At 45.4% G+C, this 1,146-nt stretch carries 2 protein-coding genes; one reads left to right on the forward strand and one right to left on the reverse strand.

Going from position 1 to position 1,146, the window contains the following annotated elements; genetic code table 11:
• Positions 1–351 (forward strand): NUDIX hydrolase (locus tag F6K49_RS51500; protein WP_293110700.1); only part of this gene is annotated, 351 nt, incomplete at its 5' end.
• 25 nt (positions 352–376) lie between these two features.
• On the opposite strand, the gene F6K49_RS51505 is transcribed toward F6K49_RS51500, so the two are convergent.
• Positions 377–1,146: pantothenate kinase (locus F6K49_RS51505; RefSeq protein ID WP_293110718.1), on the reverse strand; the 770-nt coding region annotated here is incomplete at its 5' end.

Genomic DNA, 1,146 nt, shown 5'->3' on the forward strand with positions numbered 1-1,146 from the left:
CTAGTTCGACGTCGTGACAATGGTAAGTGGGCTCTACCAGGAGGTATAGTTAACTGGGGTCAAGATATTCCAACGACTATCGAACGGGAATTATTTGAGGAAACTGGACTGGAGTTGCTCAAGATTCGCCAGTTATTTGGGGTTTACTCAGCACCAGGAAGAGATCCCAGAGTCCATTCTATCTGTATTCTGGTAGAAGCTGATGTCACCGGAACCATGGAGGTACAGGACGTATTGGAAATTAGTGAAGTCAAGGCGTTTGAACCGGAAGCTATCCCTAAGGGAAACCTCAGCCATGACCATGACCGTCAGTTACAGGACTATTTTGAGGGTAATATCACCGTTGCTTAATTCCCCACAAAAGTCACCGCAGCAACTAACTACCAACCACTGACAATATTCCCCAAAAGATTAAGTAAGGATCAACAATAATCTGAGCCGCTATTGCAGGAAATTGGGATTGGAAATAAGTAACTAACTGCTCAGAGTCGCCGCCAGTCATAGCAATCGGACTGTTGGGAAACTCCCTTTGCCAATCCTCAATAAAATCCCGGATACTAGCCAATACTGTATAGACAACACCACTTGCTATTGCCTCTGATGTCTCCAGAGACCAACGCTTTGGTAACTGAGCTGGTAGTTCAATGGCCGGTAATGCTCCAGTTTTTTGTGCTAGAGACTGTAACTGTAATCCCAATCCTGGCAAGATAGCTCCTCCGATTAGCTGTAGGTTTTGGTTAACCCCAGTAAAGGTTAGAGCAGTACCAGCATCAATAACTAAAACTGGATAACTATACCTATGACCAGCACCAAATACGGCCAAGGCGCGGTCAATGCCTAGGGTGGGATATAGTCCGGAAAGGGGTAAATCTTCCAGGGTCAATATTGTAGTATCGGAATAGTTTTGCCAAAGTGCTGTTTGGGCAGGTACTACTGAAGCGATGTAAAGGGGTAATGGATTGGATGGGTCTAATCTCTGAGCTGCTAACTGGGGTGGGAAAATTTCCGCTGACATTACATTAGACGTCCAGTCCTTGATTAACTGCTCTACAGCTGCTGGGGTTAGATGGTTGGTATCCCAGGCTTTTTTCAGGGTGTTATCCACAAACCAAGCCCAATGTAACTGGGAATTGCCAATCACTAATA

This window comes from Moorena sp. SIO3I6, from assembly GCF_010672095.1.